The organism is Flavobacterium oncorhynchi (assembly GCF_002217355.1).
In the GTDB taxonomy this organism is placed as follows: domain Bacteria; phylum Bacteroidota; class Bacteroidia; order Flavobacteriales; family Flavobacteriaceae; genus Flavobacterium; species Flavobacterium oncorhynchi.
In genome coordinates, this window is record NZ_MUHA01000005.1 from 182,624 (window position 1) to 201,859 (window position 19,236).

Sequence of the window (19,236 nt, forward strand, 5' to 3'; positions counted from 1 at the left end):
AAGTCTATTGAAATTCTTTTAAAAGAAAACCTTTCGAAATTCCTTTAAAATTTGAAATCTCTTTGTGTATCCAAGCTTCATCGTGTCCGAGTTCTTTTGCTAATACTCTTGCCACTTTTTCTGAAGACTCAATTGCTGCTCTGGCATCTAAGAATAATAAGCGTACACGTCTTGCTAAAATATCATCAACGGTTCTTGCCATTTCATTTCGAATCGCCCAAACGACTTCTGCCATTGTAAATTCATGATCCGGATGGAGTTTTTCTTTTAACTCGGGTTCGTTTTTTTGTAATTCTAGTATTTCAGGAACATCTGAACCATAGATGTACAAATGATTCATTCTTTCTAAAGTCGTAGTAGGTTTATTTCCATGAATAGAAAGATGTTCTGTAACACAAGGTTTATTGGGTAATTTGCCTTTTTTGATTGCTTTATTTATAATGTCTTCCGCAATTTTTCTGTATGTTGTCCATTTGCCGCCGGTAATTGTTATTAAACCGGTTTCAGAAACAATGATTTTATGACTTCGAGAAACTTCTTTGGTACTTTTTCCTTCCTCTTCAGGAGCAGCTAAAGGTCTGAGGCCTGCAAAAACAGATAAAACGTCAGCTCTTGTTGGTTTTTTGGCTAGAAAACGCTGCGCATTTTCCAATACAAATTCAATTTCGCTTTCAAGAGCAATAGGTTCCAGACTGTGTTTTCTAATTAAGGTATCAGTTGTCCCCACTACAATTCTATTGTGCCAGGGTACTGCAAATAAAACTCGTCCGTCACTTGTTTTAGGAATCATTAAAGCGTGATCGCTTGGCAAAAACGATTTGTCAAATACAAGATGAATTCCCTGACTAGGAACAATATATTTCTTGTAAATCGTATCGTTCAGTTTCATAATGGCATTTGTAAAAACGCCGGTTGCATTAATAATTGCAGCACCTTTTATTTCGTAATGATCCCCAGTTTCATGATCTATTGCTTCAACACCAATAATTTGGTTTTTATCATCTTTTAATAAGTTTACAACTTTGGAATAATTTAAAAGACAAGCTCCTTTTTCTATTGCAGTTTGAGCAATGTTTATAGCCAAACGAGAATCATCAAATTGTCCGTCATGGTAAATAACACCATTTACCAAACCTTTTTCTTCTACGGTTGGCAGCATTTCGATTGTTTTTTTCTTCGAAATATATTTTGATCGGCCTAAGCTTAAGCGTCCCGCCAATAAATCATAAATAGTCAATCCAGTAGTATAAAAAAGTCCGCCCCACCAATTGTAATTTGGGATTACAAAAGATTGATTTTTAACTAAATGTCCAGCATTTTTTGCTAGTAATCCTCTTTCTTTTAGAGCTTCTATAACCAAATGGATATTTCCCTGCTCTAAATAACGAACTCCGCCGTGAACTAATTTGGTGCTTCTGCTTGAAGTTCCTTTTGCAAAATCGACCGCTTCAAGTAAGATTGTTTTGTAACCTCTGCTTGCTGCATCAAGAGCAGTACCAAGACCGCTTGCTCCACCACCAATTATAATTACATCCCATTGTTGGGTATTTTTTAATTTCGACAATTGTTCTGAGCGTTTCATATAGTATCGATTTATTGGTGTTTTTTGTAAGATTAAATCTTGTATAGTAAACTTAATAAAACTTAATGAAACAAAAATGAAGAAATACTCTTAATAAGAAAATTTGTCTTTAAAGAAGCTGCGAACCTAAGTTCTGAAAAAAAGTAAACCCGACAGGTTTTAGAAATCTGTCGGGTTTATACTATGTAGAAAGAATTTTATTTAATGTGGAAGTTTGTCTTTAATCAAACCATAAAACCAAGTTCCAGCAATGGCGCTTAATAAGGTTACTGCAATTACAGTTGCACCAGTACCAATTTGAGCGAAAAGCGGCCCAGGACAAGCTCCAGTAATTGCCCATCCAAAACCAAATAATAATCCGCCATAGATTTGTCCTTTACTGAAAGTCTTTGGCTGAATTTCGATTTTCTCGCCTTGAAGGGTTTTAATATTGAATGTTTTAATGATAAAAACAGATATTACGCCAACAACAACAGCACTTCCAATTACACCATACATGAAGAAAGATTGCAAGTGAAACATTTCCTGAATACGGAACCAGCTGATAATTTCTGCTTTTACGAATACAATTCCAAAAAGAATTCCAACAATAAGATATTTCAGATTTGCGAATCCTGAATCTTTTATTTGACTTCCGTTGATTCCTTCTGTGTCTGTATTTTTATTTTCTAAATTGTTCATTTTTGAAATTTTAAAGTGAAAGAATATATGGTAAAATCAAAAGTGACATTACAAAACCGCCAATCATAAAACAGATTGTTGCTACTAATGAAGGCCATTGTAAATTTGAAATTCCCATAATGGCGTGTCCGCTTGTGCATCCGCCGGCATAACGCGTTCCAAAACCAACTAAAAATCCGCCTACAACAATCATTATAAATCCGCGAAGGGTTAATAAACTTTCCCAAGAAAATAATTGTGCAGGAACTAAACCAGAATGATCTGTGATTCCGTAAGTCGCTAATTGTTCTGAAAGTTCAGGAGTAATTTGAACAGGATTAGGATTTGAAAGGAAATTAGCTGCAATAACTCCGCCAAGAAAAATTCCGAAAACGAAGAATAAATTCCAGCTTTCTTTTTTCCAATCGTATTTAAAAAACGAAATATTTGCTGGAATACAAGCAGCACAAATATGACGAAGCGAAGAACTAATCCCGAAAGATTTATTTCCGATAATCAATAAAATAGGAACGGTTAAACCAATTAACGGGCCTGAAACGTACCAAGGCCAAGGTTCTTTTAAAATTTCTAACATATTTTTAAGGTTCAAAGGTTCATAGGGGCAGAGGTTCAAAGGTTCAGATTCAAAAGAAATAACTTCGTTCCTTTGAACCTTTTCCTCTCTGTACCTCAAATTTATTTTAATATTTTACTCTGACAAACAAAATCTGACTTTGGAACTTCTGTTTTTGAGATGGCTCCAAAACCGCCGTCAATTTCAGAAAAATTTCTAAATCCACGTGCTTGCAATATAGAAGCTGCAATCATACTGCGGTAACCGCCGGCACAATGCAGATAAAAATGTTCATTTGGGTTAATGTCTTTTACCCAGTCATTTATGTAGGCAAGAGGTTTGCTGTAAGCATCGTCAATATGTTCAGCTTCATATTCAGTTTCCTTTCGAACATCAATAACTTTATCTTCTTTAATGTTGAATTCTTTTGAAAATTGTTCTGCTGAGATTCTGTTTACAGTATCAATTTCAAAACCAGCTTTCTGCCAAGCTTCAAAACCGCCTTCTAAATGTCCGATAATCGAATCGAAACCTACGCGGCTTAGACGTGTAACCGTTTCTTCTTCAAGACCTATTTCGGTTATCAATATAATAGGTTGTTTTACATCGCCAATTAAAGTTCCAACCCACGGCGCAAAATCGCCATTGATTCCAATATTAATAGACTGTGGAATAAATCCTTTTGCAAAATCACCGCTTTTGCGAGTATCTAAAATTAAAGCCCCAGTTTCTTCGGCAACAGCCTCAAATTCCTCCACTTTAATTGCTTTCATTCCGTTATGTAAAACTGTTTCAAAGCTTTCGTAACCACCTTTGTTCATCGCTACATTCATGCTGAAATAAGCAGGAGGAGGCAATAAACCATCAGTAACTTCTTTAATAAACTCTTCTTCGGTCATATTGGCGCGCAAAGCATAATTGGTTGCTTTTTGGTTTCCTATAGTCGAAACGGTTTCTTTGCTCATGTTTTTTCCGCAGGCACTTCCGGCACCATGCGCTGGATAAACAATTACATCATCTGCAAGAGTCATTATTTTATCTCTCAACGAATGATACAAAATTCCTGCTAGCTGATCTTGAGTCATTCCTGCCGCTTTTTGAGCTAAATCAGGGCGTCCAACATCACCTATAAACAAAGTGTCGCCAGAAAAAATAGCGTGATCTTTTCCGTTTTCATCAATTAGTAAAAAAGTAGCACTTTCCATAGTATGTCCCGGAGTGTGGAGTACTTTTATGGTTACTTTTCCAACTTTAAATTCCTGACCGTCTTTTGCAGAAATGCAGTCAAATTCGCAGGCAGCGTTTGGTCCATAAACAATTGGTACTTTTGTTTCTTTGCTTAAATCAATATGTCCTGAAACAAAATCGGCGTGAAAATGCGTTTCGAAAATGTATTTCAATTTTACTTGATCGCGTTCAAGACGATCCAAATAAGGCTGAATTTCTCGTAACGGGTCAATAATCGCAGCTTCGCCGTTTGAAGTAATATAATAAGCACCTTGTGCAAGGCATCCGGTGTAAATTTGTTCTATTTTCATGATATAAATTCTAAAAATATAGGGAAGACAAAGGTAACCTAGTTTTTTCTTAAAATGGGTGACTAATGTTACAGAAATTTGATTTTAGAGAAAAAAGTTAAAATTAAATTTGAGTATTAAATGCCGTGAAAGTCAATTTAATTAAGGAAAGCATTTTGTAATTTTACGGAATTACGAAAATTATTGATATGAACACATCAGCCTTATTAGATCAAATTGCTTTTATAAAAGAAATTGATAAAGTAAAATACATTCAGCGCAAGACAAAACTATTCAACAGCGATCGATGCGAAAATGATGCTGAACACAGCTGGCATTTAGCTTTAATGGCGATTGTTTTGGCAGGACACTCAAATGAACCAATTGATGTTTTAAAAGTGGTAAAAATGGTTTTGATACATGATATTGTAGAAATTGATGCAGGTGATGTTTTTATATATGATACGGTAAAAAGTCATGATAATACGGATGAGGAACGATTGGCGGCGAATCGCATTTTTGGTTTACTTCCAAAAAGTCAGGCTGAAGAATTGATTTCTATTTGGGAAGAGTTTGAAGCCGGAGAAACCAACGAAGCGAAATTCGCAAGATCAATGGACAGATTAGAGCCTTTATTGCAGAACACATCTAATAACGGCGGAACATGGAAAGAGTTTGACGTGAATTATGATAAGGTTTACGAGAAAAAAAGTGTAATTAAAAATGGTTCAACATCCTTATGGAATTATGCAGAAGGTTTAATTAATGAAAGTGTTGAAAAAGGAATTTTGAAAAAAGAATAAAATGCTTTACACAATCTTGTCATTTCGACCGAAGGGAGAAATCACACTAGTAACTCTACAATGTAAACCCAATCTTTGTTGATTATCGCGTGTGATTTCTCCCTTCGGTCGAAATGACAAACTTTGGTTAGATTGTAATAAATCATAAGTGTAATTCATACTTTTAAATTGTTGAAAAGTTTAACGAATATTGGGAGATAAACTTTTTTTTAAGAGGCTTTGTTCGGGTTGTAATGGTTAAATTTGTGGAACTTCATAAACAAATTACCACTTATGGAAGAAATGCTCTTTTATGACCGAATGCAATTTGCCTTCACCATTACTTTTCATTATCTTTTTCCGCAGCTTACAATGGGACTTTCTTTGATCATTGTATACTTCAAATGGAAATATTTAAAAACTAAAAACGAACAATACAATCACGCCACCCATTTTTGGATGAAAATCTTCGCCCTCAATTTTGCAATGGGCGTTGTAACAGGAATTCCAATGGAGTTTCAGTTTGGAACCAATTGGGCAAAATTCTCCGAATTAACGGGAGGAATTATTGGTCAGACGCTTGCCATGGAAGGAATGTTTTCATTCTTTTTAGAATCTTCTTTTCTAGGTATATTTTTATTTGGCGAAAAACTTCTTGGGCATAAATGGCATTTTGTAACTGGATTATTAATTTGCATTGGTTCTTGGGCCAGCGGATTTTTAATTATTGCGACACATTCATGGATGCAGAATCCTGTAGGTTATGAAATTCTTGAAAACGGAAAATTTGTACTTAATAATTTTCAAGCTTTGTTTTTAAATCCGTGGCTTTGGCCTTCTTATCTCCACAATCAAGCAGCTTCTATGGTAACAAGTTCTTTTGTTGTTGCTGGAATTGGAGCTTTTTATATTTTGAGTAAGAAGAATGTTTCTTTTGGGAAATTGTTCTTGAAAACGGGAGTTATCTTCGGATTGATTTCGAGTATAATCGTTGCAATGCCAACTGGAGATTTACTGGCAAAAAATGTTGTAAAGTATCAACCTGTAACTTTTGCTGCAATGGAAGGGATTTTTCATACCGAGAAAAAAGGTTCTGAAATTGTTTTAATAGGTCAGCCCGATGTAAAAGATAAAAAATTGGATAACAAAATCGCGGTTCCTAATATTTTAAGTTTCCTTACTTATGGAAACTGGGAGCAGGAAATAAAAGGTTTGGATCAGTTTGAAGAAGATTTACATCCAACTAATATTTCTGGATTATATTATGCATATCATATTATGGTGGGACTTGGAACGGTGTTTATTGGTTTAATGATGATTTCACTTTTTCAATTAATCAGAGGGAAATTGTTTGAAACCAAATGGATTTTGTGGTCGTTAATGTTCATGATGCCATTTCCGTATATTGCCAATACAACAGGTTGGTATACAGCCGAATTAGGAAGGCAGCCTTGGCTTGTTTACAATTTAATGCGAACTGCAGCAGGTGCTTCACCAACGGTTTCATCTGGTAATACTTTGTTTACATTACTTGGTTTTATTGGTTTGTATCTTTTACTTGGAATGTTGTTTCTGCTTTTGATTGGAAAAATTATCAATAAAGGCCCTCATCAAGAAGGCATAACTGAAAATATATAAGTATGGAATTTTTTTGGTACGTAGTTTTAATGGGAATTTTGGCTGTTTATCTGGTTTTAGACGGTTATGATTTTGGAGCAGGAATTATTCATTTATTTTTTGCAAAAACAGAAAAAGATAAAAAAGCAATTACAAGTGCTATTGGTCCGTTTTGGGATGCCAATGAAGTTTGGCTGATTGCGGCAGGAGGTGTTTTGTTTTTTGCTTTTCCAACTTTATATGCTTCTTCTTTCAGCGGATTTTATCTGCCTTTGATTATGATTTTGTGGCTTTTGATTTTTCGTGCAATCGGACTTGAAATGCGCGGGCAGATTCATCATCCAATGTGGGAAACAATTTGGGATAAAGCTTTCGGGATTGCAAGTTTACTTTTGGCGCTTTTCTTCGGGATTGCTTTAGGAAATATTGTTCGTGGCGTAAATCTCGGAATGGTGCAAAACGGTGTTTCTACACAAGAAGCACATTTTTTCTTTCTGCCTTTATGGAATCCAACGTTTAGTCCGCAGGCAAGTGAATTAGGAATTATAGATTGGTTTACACTTTTTCTAGGTATTGTGAGTGTCGTGGCGCTAACTATTCACGGTGCGAACTGGATTATTTATAAAACAAATTCAGCTTTGAATCCGCAGCTTAAAAATGTGGTATTTAAGTTGAATATTGTACTCTTGATTTTAGTTTGTATTTCTTTGCAAATTTGGCATTTTATAGAACCTAAACCGTTTCATAATTTCATAGAAAATCCTATTCTTTGGTTTTTTCCGCTTTTGACTTTTGTTGGAATTTTAGGATTGTTTAAAGTGCGCTCGTTTAAAAAAGATGGTCACGGATTTCTGTTTTCAACCTTGTTTTTGCTGGGAGGATTTGCTTCAACAGCAGTTTCCATTTTCCCGAATGTTTTACCTTCAACAAATAATGTAAATCCTTCGCTGACAATTTACAATACTGCAGCTCACGAATATGGATTGAATGTTGGATTGAGCTGGTTTTTTATAGCGCTGTTTTTAGTTATCATTTATTTTATTATTCAGTATAAGGTTTTTAGCGGAAAAATGGATGATATTGGATATGGAGAGCATTAAGATGTTTTTGTAGCCACGAATTCACGAATTTTTACTAATTAATTATATGTATAGCCTTCAGTTTTAACTGGAGGTTTTTTTTATTCATATACGACAGGCTTTAGAAAAAAAGCGCTAAAAACTATTTAAATTGAAAAGAATAATTGATTTTAAACATGAAGTTATTTTGTTCAAAAAGATAAAAGAGATTCAATTAAATGCTGGATGACCATGTTTTAAATAAACTGGACTATAAAGTTGTTTGATCTTTAAGATATTTTCGCTTTTTTTAATTAAAACATTTTATAATAATGGATTACAAAATCAAAAAAGCAAGTCTTGAAGACCTCAACGAAGCAGCAGAACTTTTTAATCTTTATCGTGTTTTTTATCGTCAGGAATCTGATGTCGAAAAAGGAAAAGCATTTCTTAAAGAGCGATTGTTAAATAATGAATCAGACATTTTTCTAGTGATCACAAACGGAAAAGCTGTAGGCTTTGTACAGCTTTATAAATTATTTCATTACACAAAATTGCAAAAGCAATGGCTGCTTAGTGATCTTTTTGTACATCCTGATTATCGTGGTAAAGGATTATCTGTTGCATTAATTGATCGAAGTAAACAATGGTGTGAAGAAACAAATGCCTGCGGTTTGATGTTGGAAACAGAAAAAACAAATGATATAGGCAATCAGTTGTATCCACGTTGCGGATTTGAATACGACGGCCTACACAATTATTATCATTGGTGGCGAACAGATAAATAAACAACAAGGTTTAATCTGTTAATTTTGACAGCCGTATTAAATTAAAGATAAATACGATCACGAATATAGTACCCTAAAAAGAAATCCGTTTATTGTTTAAAATAAACGGATTTTTTAATTTGATCTTTGTCAAAATTCAAGACTTTGGCAAAGATCTCCACAAGTAAACTAAATTGGAAAATCTTTAAAAATCTGCATGAAAGAAATTCATATTAAAATAAAACTTCTTTTGTAATAATATAAAACCCCATTACGAGAACAAACCAGCCAAAAAGCGGTTTTAATTTTGTTCCGTCTATTTTTTTAGAAAGCTGACTTCCGATAAACATCCCTAAAAGTGCCATTGCTGAAACACCTAACAAAAAAGTATAATCAATAGGAGTTCCAATGTATAAATCGCCTCCAAAACCTATTGAGGAATTAATGGTAATAATCAATAATGAAGTTCCTACGGCCTGTTTCATTGGTAAATTAGCAAAGAATAAAAGTGCAGGAATGATTAAAAATCCGCCGCCGGCTCCAAGAAATCCTGTGACGATTCCGACCAAAAAGCCAATGAAACTTAATTGCAGATAATTGGTTTCGGCAGTTTTTATTTCGGGCTGCGGTTTTCGAATCATCGAAATCGCGGCTGTTATCATCAAAACCGAAAAGACAATCATAATCAGAAAATCTTTTGAAACGGAATAAGAGGCAATTGAAAATAGAGTAGAAGCAATTTTAGGAAAAATAACTTCACGAATAATCAGTATTGAAATTACAGAAGGTATTGCAAAATATAATGCCGATTTGAGTTTTAGATTTCCCATTTTATAATGACTGTAACTGCCGAATAAAGCCGTTAAGCCAACAATAAATAAAGAGTACGAAGTTGCTTGTTCTGGATTTACTTTAAACAAATACACCAAAATAGGAATAGTCAAGATAGAACCGCCGCCGCCAATTAAGCCAAGAGAAATTCCGATAATGATTGAAGCAAAATAGCCTAAATATTCCATTGTATTTATTTTTATGCAAAGTTGCTTCAGAAATTAGAATTCTACGGTAACATTTATCACAGAAGAATGTTTTTGTTTTTTGCCGCGAATTACACCAATTTTTACGAATTTGATTTGTTGAAACTATTGTCAGTTTGAGCATCCCGAAGATTCAGGAGAGAATCCGCATAGCATTTCGACTTCGCTCAATGTGACAGTGTAATTCGTGAAAATTGGTGAAATTCGAGGCAAACTTATTTCAAAAGTTCAATTTGATTTCGGTTGAGTTTGACTAAACCTCGCTGCTCCATTTTTTTTAGTAATCTGGAAACAACCTCTCGGGATGTATTTAATTCTGTTGCTATTTCCTGATGTGAAAGATTAACTTGTGAACAGCCGCAGGCATCAGAATGTCTTTTTAAGTAAAATTCTAAACGTTCATCCATAGAACGGAAAGCAATATTGTCGACAACTTCTAGTACTTCCTCAAAGCGGCTTCTATAAGTTTCGATTACAAATTCGTACCAAGATCTGTGTTCCATCATCCATTTGTCCATCATTTGCAGCGGAATCATCATGACAGAAACGTCTTCGACTACTTTGGCCATAATCTGGCTTTTTTCGCTTTTAGCTGTGCAAATCATAGAGATCGCGCAGGCTTGTCCAGGTTGAAGATAATACATTAAAAATTCACCTCCATCTTCGCCTTCGCGATAAATTTTTATTTTTCCTTTAGTAATCAAAACCGTGTTTTTAATGTACTGTCCGGTTCGCATCAAAATTGTTCCGGCTTCAAAATCTTGAAGACTTCCGTTTTCTTCAATAGTAGCAATAAGTTCACTGGAGAAATTAGGAAAGGTATTTTTTAATGAATGTTGCATTGTATCGTTTTTTTGCCGTGAATTTCACAAATTAACACTAATTTATTTGTGAGAATTTATGAAATTTTAGGCTGGTATTATTGTCAAAATCGAATTAAAAATTATAATTTTTTACAAAGATAATGGATTCTGCTGGCATTAATTGTGGTAAAATTATAATTAACAGGTATTTTGCTTAAATGAAAAAATCCTATTTTCTATCGATTTTATAGGTTATATTTTTAAAAATAGTGAGTAAATTTGCCTTTCACTGATTATAATAATTTCTCTAAAACGTTTTCTGAGAATAATAATCGAAATCGCATTTGGTACGTTTTTCATGAGTAGAAACGTCGTAATTTTACAAAAACACATTTATTATGAATTTATCACAAGAAGATTGGGTTAATCAGCTGGCTGCTGACGAGAATGCAGTTATACTGGACGTAAGAACTGAGGACGAATTTAATGATGGCTATATTGAAAATGCTTTAAACATTGATATCAATAAAGGTCAGGGTTTTATTTATGAAATTGAAGAATTAGATAAAAACAAAAATTACTATGTGTATTGTCGTTCTGGAGCTAGAAGTGCCAAAGCTTGTCAGATTATGAACGAATTGGGTATCGAAAATGCCTATAATCTGCTTGGTGGTATACTGGATTGGGAAGGCGAAACCGTACAACCATAAAAGAGAAGAAGAGGCAATTAAAGCCTCTTTTTTCATTATAATGCTATTAATAACCAAATAATAAACAACCAAATTATGAGTTTAATACCCGAAGAATTTGAAATTAAATCCCTGATAAATCAAGATACTTACCTTGTAAATGGAGAATTAAAACATTGGGCAGGACAAACCACACCTGTGTTTTCGACGATTTCTTCTACAGAAAAGTATACGCCTACTTTATTGGGTTCTATACCATTTATGGGAGAAGCTGAAGCTGCAGAAGTAGTTGAAGCTGCAAATGCGGCTTATGATAAAGGGCAAGGTTTATGGCCAACAATGAAAGTGGCTGACCGTATTAAGTGTATGGAGAATTTCGTTAAACAAATGAAAGAAACCCGCGAAGAAGTCGTGAAGTACTTGATGTGGGAAATTGGAAAATCATTGGGAGATTCTCAAAAAGAGTTTGACAGAACGGTTGAATATATTTACGATACTATAGCAAGTTATAAAGAATTAAACGGACGCAGTTCGCATTTTGAAAAAGTACAAGGTGTAAATGCAATGATTCGCCGCGGACCTCTTGGCGTTGTGTTGTGTCTTGGACCTTACAACTATCCTTTAAACGAAACTTTCTCCTTGTTGATTCCAGCTTTAATTATGGGGAATACTGTGATCTTTAAGCCGGCTAAACACGGTGTTTTATGTATTTCGCCATTGTTAGAAGCTTTCAGAAGCAGTTTTCCAAAAGGCGTTATCAATATCGTTTATGGTCGCGGCCGTGAAGTAGCTTCTCCAATTATGAAATCGGGTAAAATTGATGTTTTAGCATTAATTGGAAATAGTAAATCAGCAATTGCTTTGCAGGATCAGCATCCAAATAAAAACAGACTGCGTTTGATTTTAGGTTTAGAAGCTAAAAATCCTGCTATTATTTTACCTGACGCCGATTTAGATTTGGCAATTCAAGAATGTATTACTGGAACTTTATCTTTTAACGGACAAAGATGTACGGCATTAAAAGTTTTATATGTTCATGAATCAATTAGAGAAGAATTTAATAAAAGATTCTCTGAAAAAGTTGATGCTCTACAATTTGGAAATCCATGGGAAAAAGGAGTGGCTTTAACACCGCTTCCAGAAACAGATAAACCACATTACATTCAAGGATTAATCGACGATGCTGTTCATAAAGGAGCTGAGATCTTGAATGAAAAAGGAGGAAAACACGCAGATAATTTTATTTTTCCAGCTGTTTTATATCCAGTAAACAGCAAAATGCGTGTGTACCATGAAGAACAGTTTGGTCCAGTAGTTCCAATTATTTCTTTTAAAGATATTAAAGAACCTTTAGAAGATATGGCTGAATCAAATTACGGACAGCAGGTAAGTTTGTTCGGAAAAGATATTAAAACTCTTGCGCCGCTTATTGATGCTTTAGTAAACTTAGTTTGCAGAGTAAACCTCAACAGTTCTTGTCAAAGAGGACCAGACGCATTCCCTTTTACAGGTCGTAAAGATTCTGCTGTGGGTACTTTAAGTATTCCAGATGCTTTACGTTCTTTCTCTATTCGTACGTTTGTCGCTTCAAAAGATATCGCTTATAACAATGAAATTCTGCAGGAATTGCTAAACAGCAAAGAATCAAATTTTATAAATACCGATTATATTTTGTAGCATCAAGGTTATATATTAATTGTAGATACCGTCCTGTTCTTTCTAGAATTGGGCGGTTTTTATTTTTAATAGATTCTATAAGAACTAAATAGCTTTGGTGCTATGTGTTTTTTAATTGTAATTTTATAAAGTTTTGTAACATTGTTTTGAAAAATGGGTCTTATATAAATCAATTTAAATTATCAAATCAAAAACCAGTTTATGAATAAAAGATTATTGCATTTTGCATTTATTGCTTTTTTGTTTTTGATGCAAACAGGCTTTGCACAAGAACTTTATATGCCTAGAAATATAAAAGAGGCTTACGAAAAAGGAACTCGTTCTATGGACGGAAAACCTGGAAAAAACTATTGGCAGAATCACGGAAAATATACAATGGATATTACTGTAGATGCTAAAACAAAAGTAGTAAGCGGAACAGAAACTATTGTTTACGAGAATAATAGTGATAAATCATTAGATAATCTTGTTATTCGATTTGTAAATAATCTGCATAAACCAACTTCACCGCGAGGAGGTGATGTAAGCGATGACTTTCTTAGCAGCGGATTAACAATTACTTCTTTAAAAGTGGATAATGAAGTTTATAAAGAAGATGCCAGAAATTGGGGAACTGTGGGGAATGTAAAACTAAAAAAAGCAATCGCACCAAAATCTAAAGTTACCATTACTATCGATTGGAATTATCCTTTATCAAAAGAAAGCGGAAGAGAAGGACAAATTGATGAAACTACATTTTTTGCAGCTTACAGCTATCCTCGAGTTTCGGTTTTTGATGATTATAATGGCTGGGACAGAATACCTCATACAGATCGTCAGGAATTTTACAATGACTTTAATGATTACACCTATTCGGTAAAAGCGCCTAAAAATTATGTGGTTTATGCGACTGGAGATTTCTTAAATCCTGATGAAGTTTTACAGCCAGAGTTTGCGGCACGCTTGAAAAAATCATATGTGACAGATGAAATTCTGCACATAGCAAATGAGCAGGAAATGAAAAGCGGAATCGTAACGAAACAAAACGATTGGAATATCTGGAAATTTGAAGCAAACAATATTACTGATGTTTGTTTTGGTTTAAGTGATCACTATTTATGGGATGCCAGCAGTGTTTTGGTTGATAAAAAAACAAATCGCCGTGCAAGTGTTCAAGCTGCTTACAATATTACAGGAACTGATTTTGTAAATTCGGTTAAAAATAATCAGTTTGCTTTAGATTGGTTTTCAAATAATTGGCCGGGAATTCCATATCCGTATTCTAAAATGACAGCTTTTCAAGGTTTTGCAGATATGGAGTACCCAATGATGTGTAACGATTCGCATATGGGCGATCCCTTATTAGCACAATTGGTTCAAGACCATGAAGTAGCGCATACTTATTTTCCGTTTTTTATGGGAATCAACGAAACGCGTTATGCTTTTATGGATGAAGGCTGGGCTACAACTTTTGAATATTTAATTAAAATTGCCGAACATGGAAAAGAAGAGGCGGATAAATTTTATAAAGGGTTTAGAGTAAAAAAATACATTACCGATTTATCGACAGAAGAAGATCAGCCAATAATTTCAATGTCTACACAAGTTTCAGGTGCAGGATATGGAAATAATTCGTACGGAAAAGCATCTCTATCTTATTTAGCTTTAAAGGATTTGCTTGGAGATGATTTATTTAAAAAGTCGCTTCATCATTATATGGATACTTGGAATGGAAAACATCCAATTCCGTGGGACTATTTCTATTCGATGAATACTGGTTCAGGAAAAAATTTGAATTGGTTTTTCAATAACTGGTTTTTTACAAACAATTATATTGATATTTCGATAAAAGAAGTTTCAAAAAATGTTGTTACAATAACAAATTCAGGAGGTTTTGCGATTCCGTTTGATGTGAATGTGATTTATGAAGATAACACAGCAGAAACGTTTCATCAAACTCCTGCGGTTTGGGAGAAAAATCAAAAAACAGCGAGGATAACGATTAATACTAAAAAGCAAATTAAAAAAGTTACTCTAGACGGTGGCATTTTTATGGATGCAACGCCAATAAATAATAGCTGGCCTGCTAATTAATAAAAACAAGTCGTCTTTTTTAAATTTAAGACGACTTTTTTTTTATTAATTTAGAATAATCTGTTAGGAGTAATTAATTTTAACGCATAGAATTATAGGCTCTTACTTATAAAAAAGTACTTGTTTTGGATAAAGATTTTCCAGAAACAAATAAAAAAATAGATCGACTATTAAAATAATTAATCTTTAAAACTAAACTAAAATGTCAGGAGAAAAAGATTTACAGAAACTGCTTAAAAACATGAAACCGGAACACAACTTGGGTGATTATGTTTTTTGTAAAATTGAAAAAGTTGAGAATATAAATCTAAATGAGATTGAAATGTTTTTTAAGGAAAAAAAGGCTTTTACGCTGATTCTAAAAAAAGAAAATGCCGAAAAATTAAATTTAGAATATTCTGTAGTAATGTCGTGGATAACACTCTCTGTTCATTCCTCGCTAGAAGCAATTGGATTAACAGCAGCATTTTCTAATGCTCTTTCAGAACATGAAATAAGCTGTAATGTTGTTGCTGCCTATTATCATGATCATATTTTTATTGATAAAAAAGATACCGTAAAAGCAATGGAAATTCTAAGTTCGTTTTCTGGGTAATTTTGGAAAAATATTTTCAAATTCATTTTTTTAGAGGTTATAAATATCAATAACAAAAAAAATGTTTTATTGTAAGTCTTTATATTGTTAAAAAAGTAATTAATTGATTAAAATAAAAATTAATTATTAGGTTTGCAAGAAAAATAAAAAATAACTTACTTCCCCAAATTAATGAAAAAATTGTTACTCTTAATTGTTCTGCTTATTTCGGTGAAAAATGCAGCACAAAATGATGCGAAATGTAAATTCCAAAAAAACAAGTATGAACTGGCACTTTCTTATTTGAAAAATTCAGATTACCCAAATGCATTAGATCAGTTTTCAATAGCTTCTAAACTTAAGCCTGAAAATGAAATAGGGCAAGAGTCTTTAAAAAGAATTGATACTTTAAAAGAAATTCTTAGAAGTAATATTTTAGAGAAGGCATATGGAACTTGGATCATGACAGGTGATAAACCAAGTTGGACTATTGAAGCTCAAAATAGTTTTAAAAATAAAACGGTAGATGAGCTGGTAGAAATAAATCAGAATGAAATTTTATTTTTTGAACAAGATCGTAAATCAAAAGTAAAAAAGCTTCTTAAAAAAGAGAACTTGGTTTATTATAATAAAGACAAATCTGATGCTTTGTTCTCAGCAATTATTTTGTCAGATGGCACAATTTGGAGCTGTTCTGTTGATGCAAAATCTAAAGTACTGTATGTTGTAAATATTGGAAAACAGACTGAAAATGGTTTTGAAAAAATTATCGACAATAATTTAGAAAAGTATTTTTCAAAAATATAAGTCAATATTTTATAAAACAAAAAAGAGNNCTCTTTTTTGTTTTATAAAAATTTAAACCCTAATGAAAAGTTTGAAATACCAGTTTTTAAACTTGCACCAGAAGGATCAAGATCTGATATACCTGCCAGATAGCGATAATCTAAAGTAAGTTTCCATAAATCAACACCAACGCCGCCAAGAATACTACTGTTGTTTTTTTCGATTGCAATTAAATTGAGATTGTTGTTTGTTTTAATGCTCGAATAATTTTTCCAGTTGTAACCTGCAAAAATGCGAATATTTCCTAATTTTCCTAATGGAACTACTTTAAAACCCGCAATAAGAGTGGCATCTGTTCCAGATAGTTCATAGTCAGTACTGCTGACTCCGGTTTGCGAAAGGCTGAATTTAGATTGTGTGTATCCTAGTTCTCCCTGACCATAAAAAAGCAGTAAATTTACTCTTGCAAATCCCGCAACGCCCATTGCAGTTCCTGAGCTTTTTGAGCTGTAATCACTTGAAATAGGAGAAGTGATGTTGTAAGAAACCTGAGGTCCAAATTGTATCAATTGTGCAAAACTGTTCATACTAACGCATAAAAATAATGCTAAAATGAATTTTTTCATAACTGGTTTTTATTTGTTTTTAGATACTATAAAAGTAGATATTAATTAATTATACTAGAAGTTTTTTCTTTTTTTTTTTTATGAGTTCTATTGATTATTAGAATAGTACGTATTATTCTAGATGAAAGAATAGAAATTGAAAATTCATGTAAATTTGTTTCTCAAATAATCAAACAATGGAAATTAAAGAAATTACAGCTGCAGAAACTTGGAATATTAGACATAATGTAATGTGGCCGGATCAGCCCTTTGAATTTGTACAACTTGAAGAAGATAATTCAGGATTTCATTTTGGAGTTTTTACAAATAATAAATTGGTTTGTATAGTTTCCTGTTTTATAATTGAAGAAGAAATGCAGTTTCGAAAATTAGCAACTTTAGAAGAATATCAAGGAAGAGGAAGTGCTTCTCAACTTTTAAAATATATTCTGCAGTTTGCAAAAGAGAAGAATATTAAGAAAGTTTGGTGCAATGCCAGAAGTAATAAAAAATCATTTTATGAGAAATTTGGAATGAAAGATACTTTTAAAACTTTTATGAAAGCCGGACAAGAATTTACTATAATGGAAATTATATTTTAATGTATTTTTATAAGTGACTGATTTGTAACTAACTAAATTTTTGTTTATTAGTTAAAGTAAGTTTTTTAATAAAATTCTTGAATATTAAAAGAATGAAAACGTTTTCGTCTTATATAACTGTTAAACCTTGTTAAAAATTCTTTTTTTGTTTTAATACTTTTATTACTTTCGCACCCAAATGAGAAAGTTAATAGTATTTCTAGTATTCATGAATTTGCTTCTGCTGGGCGGAGGTCAATATCTTAATGCTAATACTTTTTCTCATCATCATCTTCAACAGAAACACAGAGTTAAATTTACAAGTCAAGATCGTGGAACTTCAATTATTGAAGATGCAGATATTGATCTTGAAGAAGATCTTCTGGGAAATGATGATACCAATTTACTTACGAACAAGTTTTTTGCTGTTTCGTACAGTTTGGTAGACACTTTGTATCTGGCACTTTCAGATCAGTCTGCTGCGAATGATTCCAATCGTTTAAAAATTTCTACGCCTCTCTTTGGGCATTCAAATCCTATTTATATTACTCAACGAGTATTAAGAATTTGATTTTAAAGTATACATCGGTTACCTAGTCGTGATCTGCATATCTCGTTGATGTATATTTATTTTTTACTTCTTCTTATATGAAAGTTAAGTTCTGACTAAGGCTGGCTGATGCATTTAATCATCCAAAAGGAATTTTTATTCCAAGCATTCAATCGCTTAATTTCCAAACTAAATCATGAAAAGAATTATCTTGTTCACAGGCTTTATGGCCTTAGTGTGCTTAACTAGCTGTACATCTAAAAAAGAAGAGAAAGAAGAAGCAGAAAAATTCACGGTTACAAATCCCGTTAGAATCGACACTTCGTTTACTAAAGAATATGTTTCGCAGATTAAATCTGTTCGAAATATCGAAATCCGCGCTCAGGAAAAAGGGTTTTTACAAAACATTTATGTTGATGAAGGACAATTTGTAAAAAAAGGGCAATTGTTGTTTAGAATTATGCCAAATATGTATCAGGCAGAATTGCTTAAAGCACAGGCAGAACAAAAATCAACTGAAATTGAATTACAGAATGCTAAACTTTTAGCAGATAAAAATATCGTTTCTAAAAACGAGTTAAGTGTCGCACAGGCTAAACTGCAATCAGCAAAAGCCGAAGTTTCACTGGCAAAACTTCATTTGTCATTTACAGAAATCAGAGCTCCGTTTGATGGAACTATAGATAGAATTCCTTTAAAATTAGGAAGTCTTATTGACGAAGGCGAATTATTGACAAGCCTTTCAGACAACAGTCAAATGTTTGCTTATTTCAATGTTACGGAACCAGAATACCTTCAGTATCAAACTAATGTTAAAGACCGTGCTGATAATAAAGTAAATTTAGTTTTGGCAAATGGTGAAACATTTAAATATAAAGGAAATGTTGAGGTAATTGAAAGTGAATTTAACAATGAAACTGGAAATATCGCTTTTAGAGCAAGATTCCCAAATTCCGAAAAATTACTTAGAAATGGTGAAACAGGTCAAGTTCAAATGTTCCTGCCTCTTAAAAATGCCATTGTAATTCCTCAAAAAGCTACTTACGAAATTCAGGATAAAAAATATGTCTTTGTTGTAGATAAGAATAACAAAGTGACATCAAGAGAGATTACTATTACGGGTGAAGTTCCTGATTTGTATGTAGTAAGAACTGGTCTAACTGAAAATGATAAAATCTTGCTTGAAGGAGTTCAAAAAGTAAAAGAAAATGACAAAATCAAGTATGAATTCCAATCGCCTAAAGAAGTAATAAATCATTTGCGTACAAAAGCAGAATAGGTTTAATCATTAAAAAAGATATACA

19 protein-coding genes are annotated in these 19,236 nt (G+C 33.0%); 12 read left to right on the forward strand and 7 right to left on the reverse strand.

Going from position 1 to position 19,236, the window contains the following annotated elements:
* Positions 1-4: 4 nt before the first annotated feature.
* The 4 genes from B0A75_RS04085 to B0A75_RS04100 form a co-directional block, all read right to left on the reverse strand.
* Complete coding sequence (locus tag B0A75_RS04085; RefSeq protein ID WP_089053008.1) at positions 5-1,582, reverse strand: glycerol-3-phosphate dehydrogenase/oxidase; 1,578 nt, start codon at positions 1,580-1,582, stop codon at positions 5-7.
* Between the two features lie 201 nt (positions 1,583-1,783).
* Positions 1,784-2,263 (reverse strand): DUF6691 family protein, encoded by a 480-nt coding sequence (locus B0A75_RS04090; protein ID WP_089053009.1) that lies wholly within the window; start codon positions 2,261-2,263, stop codon positions 1,784-1,786.
* A 10-nt stretch (positions 2,264-2,273) separates the two neighbouring features.
* The gene (locus B0A75_RS04095; protein WP_089053010.1) at positions 2,274-2,837 is read right to left on the reverse strand and encodes a YeeE/YedE family protein; all 564 of its coding nucleotides are present in this window, start codon (positions 2,835-2,837) and stop codon (positions 2,274-2,276) included.
* A gap of 101 nt (positions 2,838-2,938) precedes the next feature.
* On the reverse strand, positions 2,939-4,354 hold the full coding sequence (locus B0A75_RS04100) for an MBL fold metallo-hydrolase (RefSeq protein ID WP_089053011.1): 1,416 nt from the start codon (positions 4,352-4,354) through the stop codon (positions 2,939-2,941).
* A gap of 188 nt (positions 4,355-4,542) precedes the next feature.
* Here B0A75_RS04100 and B0A75_RS04105 point away from each other — a divergent pair, with 188 nt between their 5' ends.
* The 4 genes from B0A75_RS04105 to B0A75_RS04120 all read left to right on the forward strand — a co-directional run bounded on the left by B0A75_RS04105 (position 4,543) and on the right by B0A75_RS04120 (position 8,578).
* Positions 4,543-5,136, forward strand: coding sequence for an HD domain-containing protein (locus B0A75_RS04105; protein ID WP_089053012.1), 594 nt, complete (start codon positions 4,543-4,545; stop codon positions 5,134-5,136).
* Between the two features lie 273 nt (positions 5,137-5,409).
* The gene (locus tag B0A75_RS04110; RefSeq protein WP_089053013.1) at positions 5,410-6,753 is read left to right on the forward strand and encodes a cytochrome ubiquinol oxidase subunit I; all 1,344 of its coding nucleotides are present in this window, start codon (positions 5,410-5,412) and stop codon (positions 6,751-6,753) included.
* Between the two features lie 2 nt (positions 6,754-6,755).
* The gene (gene cydB / locus B0A75_RS04115) at positions 6,756-7,832 is read left to right on the forward strand and encodes a cytochrome d ubiquinol oxidase subunit II (protein ID WP_089053014.1); all 1,077 of its coding nucleotides are present in this window, start codon (positions 6,756-6,758) and stop codon (positions 7,830-7,832) included.
* A 290-nt stretch (positions 7,833-8,122) separates the two neighbouring features.
* On the forward strand, positions 8,123-8,578 hold the full coding sequence (locus B0A75_RS04120; RefSeq protein WP_089053015.1) for a GNAT family N-acetyltransferase: 456 nt from the start codon (positions 8,123-8,125) through the stop codon (positions 8,576-8,578).
* Between the two features lie 212 nt (positions 8,579-8,790).
* Here B0A75_RS04120 and B0A75_RS04125 read toward each other — a convergent pair whose 3' ends face one another.
* A complete protein-coding gene (locus tag B0A75_RS04125) occupies positions 8,791-9,576 on the reverse strand; it encodes a sulfite exporter TauE/SafE family protein (protein WP_089053016.1) in 786 nt (261 codons plus the stop codon).
* Between the two features lie 233 nt (positions 9,577-9,809).
* Positions 9,810-10,436, reverse strand: a complete 627-nt coding sequence (locus B0A75_RS04130; RefSeq protein ID WP_089053017.1) for a Crp/Fnr family transcriptional regulator — start codon at positions 10,434-10,436, stop codon at positions 9,810-9,812.
* 359 nt (positions 10,437-10,795) lie between these two features.
* Here B0A75_RS04130 and B0A75_RS04135 point away from each other — a divergent pair, with 359 nt between their 5' ends.
* The 5 genes from B0A75_RS04135 (at position 10,796) to B0A75_RS04155 (ending at position 16,217) form a co-directional block, all read left to right on the forward strand.
* Positions 10,796-11,107 carry a rhodanese-like domain-containing protein gene (locus tag B0A75_RS04135; RefSeq protein WP_071634709.1) on the forward strand — a complete coding sequence of 104 codons (312 nt, stop codon included), beginning with the start codon at positions 10,796-10,798 and terminating at the stop codon, positions 11,105-11,107.
* Between the two features lie 75 nt (positions 11,108-11,182).
* Entirely contained in the window at positions 11,183-12,763 is a 1,581-nt protein-coding gene (locus tag B0A75_RS04140) for an NADP-dependent glyceraldehyde-3-phosphate dehydrogenase (RefSeq protein ID WP_089053018.1), read from the forward strand.
* Positions 12,764-12,964: 201 nt separating this feature from the next.
* Positions 12,965-14,836 carry a M1 family metallopeptidase gene (locus tag B0A75_RS04145; RefSeq protein WP_089053019.1) on the forward strand — a complete coding sequence of 624 codons (1,872 nt, stop codon included), beginning with the start codon at positions 12,965-12,967 and terminating at the stop codon, positions 14,834-14,836.
* A 202-nt stretch (positions 14,837-15,038) separates the two neighbouring features.
* Complete coding sequence (locus B0A75_RS04150; RefSeq protein WP_089053020.1) at positions 15,039-15,431, forward strand: ACT domain-containing protein; 393 nt, start codon at positions 15,039-15,041, stop codon at positions 15,429-15,431.
* A 171-nt stretch (positions 15,432-15,602) separates the two neighbouring features.
* Complete coding sequence (locus B0A75_RS04155) at positions 15,603-16,217, forward strand: hypothetical protein (protein ID WP_089053021.1); 615 nt, start codon at positions 15,603-15,605, stop codon at positions 16,215-16,217.
* A gap of 41 nt (positions 16,218-16,258) precedes the next feature.
* On the opposite strand, the gene B0A75_RS04160 is transcribed toward B0A75_RS04155, so the two are convergent.
* Positions 16,259-16,822, reverse strand: coding sequence for an outer membrane beta-barrel protein (locus B0A75_RS04160; RefSeq protein ID WP_089053022.1), 564 nt, complete (start codon positions 16,820-16,822; stop codon positions 16,259-16,261).
* Between the two features lie 176 nt (positions 16,823-16,998).
* Between B0A75_RS04160 and B0A75_RS04165 the strand changes: the two genes are divergently transcribed.
* The 3 genes from B0A75_RS04165 to B0A75_RS04175 all read left to right on the forward strand — a co-directional run bounded on the left by B0A75_RS04165 (position 16,999) and on the right by B0A75_RS04175 (position 19,211).
* Positions 16,999-17,403: a GNAT family N-acetyltransferase gene (locus tag B0A75_RS04165; protein WP_089053023.1), complete on the forward strand. Its 405-nt coding sequence runs from the start codon at positions 16,999-17,001 to the stop codon at positions 17,401-17,403.
* A 178-nt stretch (positions 17,404-17,581) separates the two neighbouring features.
* Entirely contained in the window at positions 17,582-17,953 is a 372-nt protein-coding gene (locus B0A75_RS04170; protein WP_089053024.1) for a hypothetical protein, read from the forward strand.
* Positions 17,954-18,128: 175 nt separating this feature from the next.
* Positions 18,129-19,211: an efflux RND transporter periplasmic adaptor subunit gene (locus B0A75_RS04175; protein WP_089053025.1), complete on the forward strand. Its 1,083-nt coding sequence runs from the start codon at positions 18,129-18,131 to the stop codon at positions 19,209-19,211.
* The last annotated feature ends 25 nt before the right edge of the window (positions 19,212-19,236 follow it).

What these genes read in the sequence shown, in the direction of transcription:
- B0A75_RS04135 (WP_071634709.1), top strand. Translation starts at nt 10,796, where the DNA reads ATGAATTTATCACAAGAAGATTGGGTTAATCAGCTGGCTGCTGACGAG.
- B0A75_RS04170 (WP_089053024.1), top strand. Translation starts at nt 17,582, where the DNA reads ATGAGAAAGTTAATAGTATTTCTAGTATTCATGAATTTGCTTCTGCTG.
- B0A75_RS04155 (WP_089053021.1), top strand. Translation starts at nt 15,603, where the DNA reads ATGAAAAAATTGTTACTCTTAATTGTTCTGCTTATTTCGGTGAAAAAT.
- B0A75_RS04160 (WP_089053022.1), bottom strand. Translation starts at nt 16,822, where the DNA reads ATGAAAAAATTCATTTTAGCATTATTTTTATGCGTTAGTATGAACAGT.
- B0A75_RS04125 (WP_089053016.1), bottom strand. Translation starts at nt 9,576, where the DNA reads ATGGAATATTTAGGCTATTTTGCTTCAATCATTATCGGAATTTCTCTT.
- B0A75_RS04090 (WP_089053009.1), bottom strand. Translation starts at nt 2,263, where the DNA reads ATGAACAATTTAGAAAATAAAAATACAGACACAGAAGGAATCAACGGA.
- cydB (WP_089053014.1), top strand. Translation starts at nt 6,756, where the DNA reads ATGGAATTTTTTTGGTACGTAGTTTTAATGGGAATTTTGGCTGTTTAT.
- B0A75_RS04150 (WP_089053020.1), top strand. Translation starts at nt 15,039, where the DNA reads ATGTCAGGAGAAAAAGATTTACAGAAACTGCTTAAAAACATGAAACCG.
- B0A75_RS04145 (WP_089053019.1), top strand. Translation starts at nt 12,965, where the DNA reads ATGAATAAAAGATTATTGCATTTTGCATTTATTGCTTTTTTGTTTTTG.
- B0A75_RS04085 (WP_089053008.1), bottom strand. Translation starts at nt 1,582, where the DNA reads ATGAAACGCTCAGAACAATTGTCGAAATTAAAAAATACCCAACAATGG.
- B0A75_RS04175 (WP_089053025.1), top strand. Translation starts at nt 18,129, where the DNA reads ATGAAAAGAATTATCTTGTTCACAGGCTTTATGGCCTTAGTGTGCTTA.
- B0A75_RS04105 (WP_089053012.1), top strand. Translation starts at nt 4,543, where the DNA reads ATGAACACATCAGCCTTATTAGATCAAATTGCTTTTATAAAAGAAATT.
- B0A75_RS04140 (WP_089053018.1), top strand. Translation starts at nt 11,183, where the DNA reads ATGAGTTTAATACCCGAAGAATTTGAAATTAAATCCCTGATAAATCAA.
- B0A75_RS04165 (WP_089053023.1), top strand. Translation starts at nt 16,999, where the DNA reads ATGGAAATTAAAGAAATTACAGCTGCAGAAACTTGGAATATTAGACAT.
- B0A75_RS04120 (WP_089053015.1), top strand. Translation starts at nt 8,123, where the DNA reads ATGGATTACAAAATCAAAAAAGCAAGTCTTGAAGACCTCAACGAAGCA.
- B0A75_RS04110 (WP_089053013.1), top strand. Translation starts at nt 5,410, where the DNA reads ATGGAAGAAATGCTCTTTTATGACCGAATGCAATTTGCCTTCACCATT.
- B0A75_RS04130 (WP_089053017.1), bottom strand. Translation starts at nt 10,436, where the DNA reads ATGCAACATTCATTAAAAAATACCTTTCCTAATTTCTCCAGTGAACTT.
- B0A75_RS04095 (WP_089053010.1), bottom strand. Translation starts at nt 2,837, where the DNA reads ATGTTAGAAATTTTAAAAGAACCTTGGCCTTGGTACGTTTCAGGCCCG.
- B0A75_RS04100 (WP_089053011.1), bottom strand. Translation starts at nt 4,354, where the DNA reads ATGAAAATAGAACAAATTTACACCGGATGCCTTGCACAAGGTGCTTAT.